At 65.7% G+C, this 1,627-nt stretch carries 2 protein-coding genes; one reads left to right on the plus strand and one right to left on the minus strand.

The window, feature by feature from the left end:
* Nucleotides 1–194: 194 nt before the first annotated feature.
* Nucleotides 195–1,037: an enoyl-CoA hydratase-related protein gene (locus FFS09_RS30460; RefSeq protein ID WP_137922642.1), complete on the plus strand. Its 843-nt coding sequence runs from the start codon at nucleotides 195–197 to the stop codon at nucleotides 1,035–1,037.
* Nucleotides 1,038–1,043: 6 nt separating this feature from the next.
* Here the strand turns inward: FFS09_RS30460 and FFS09_RS30465 are convergent, their stop codons facing one another.
* Nucleotides 1,044–1,469, minus strand: a complete 426-nt coding sequence (locus tag FFS09_RS30465; protein WP_137922643.1) for an Lrp/AsnC family transcriptional regulator — start codon at nucleotides 1,467–1,469, stop codon at nucleotides 1,044–1,046.
* Nucleotides 1,470–1,627 lie beyond the last annotated feature (158 nt).

Raw genomic sequence — 1,627 nt, forward strand, 5'->3', positions numbered from 1 at the left:
GGGCTGGGTGGGTTGGGTGCCGGCTTTTTATTCGCACGCGTTGTGGCTGGTGCCGCTGTGCGTGGTGGGTATTTCCACCCCCGGTCTGTACGTGCGATGGCGACGCAAGGTGCACCTGGCACACCGGCTGCGTTGCGACTGGCTCGACCCCTGAGTGACAGGGCGCGCCGCGCACGCGGGCTACAGTGGCCGCCATGACCGCCCCCACCTGCTTCACCCTCTCGACCACCGACCACGTCGCCCACCTGGTGTTGAACCGGCCTGCCGAGCTCAACACCATGCACCCGACCTTCTGGCGCGAACTCGATGAGCTGCTCACGCAGATTCACCACGAGGGCTCTGCCCGTGCCCTCGTCATCAGCAGCACCGGCAAACACTTCAGCGCCGGCATGGCGCTCGAGACCTTCGCGGGTGCGATCAGCATGGACGACCAGAGCCCCGAAGGCCGCGCCGCGATCTTCGACCTGCTCACCGACATCCAGGCCACCTTCACCAAAATCGAGAACCTGCGCATCCCGGTGATCTGCGCCATTCAGGGCGGCTGCATCGGCGGCGCGGTCGACATGGTCACCGCGGCCTGCATCCGCTACGCGTCGGCCGATGCCTTCTTCTGCATCCAGGAAATCAACATCGGCATGGTGGCCGACGTGGGCACGCTGCAGCGCCTGCCCAAGCTGATCCCGTTCGCGGTGGTGAAAGAAATGGCCTACACCGGCCGCCGTTTGCCCGCCGCGCGGGCGATGGCCTATGGCCTGGTCAACGAGGTGTTCGACAGCGCCGAGGCCACGCTCGCGGCCGCGCTGCAGTGCGCCAAGGAAATCGCCACCAAGCCCCCGGTCGCCATCTGGGGCACCAAGCAGGCCGTGACCTACGCACGCGACCACTCGGTGGAAGACAGCCTGCGCCAGATGGGCTGGCTGCAAGGCGCGGTGTGGAGCAACGCGCACGTGCGCGAGGCCATTGCGGCGATGAAGGACAAGCGCGCGGGCGAGTTCACGCCGCTGTCGGCACTCAAACCGTTCACCTCGCTGGGTTGAGCGGCCTCAGGAAAGCCGGTACGTCGCCAGATGCAAGCTGGTCTCGGTGCTGCTGATGCCGCGGATCAGGCGGATGCGTTCGAGCACCTGTGACAGTTCGGTGAGGCTGGTCGCGCGCAACTCGGCCAGCAGGTCCCAGCGGCCATTGGTGTCGTGCAGCTCGGCCACACCGGGCTCGCCCAGCAGACTGGCGATGACGGCGCGGGTCTGGTTGCCCTCGACCGCCACGCTCATCCAGGCGCTGATCTCGCTGGGCTTGGCATCGGGCCGCAGCCGCACCGTGTAGCCCACGATCACACCGCTGTCTTCCAGCCGCGTGATGCGGTTGGTGACGGTGCCGCGCGACACGCCCAGCGCCTTGGCCAGCGCCGCGACATTGGTGCGCGCGTCCGTGCGGAGCAGTGAAATCAGTTGCTGGTCGATCGCATCCATTTGGGCATTATGCGATTCTGGGGTGACGATTTGCCAATTTTCTGTCGAATTTCATACAGAGTTGCCGATTTACTTTGACATCGCGGCTTGAGAGACTGGGTGGCATCTCCAAGGACCCTGTCATGAACGCCCACGCCACCCCCGCCCCTGTCTCTTAT

This window comes from Hydrogenophaga sp. 2FB, from assembly GCF_005503365.1.
Lineage (GTDB): Bacteria > Pseudomonadota > Gammaproteobacteria > Burkholderiales > Burkholderiaceae_C > Hydrogenophaga.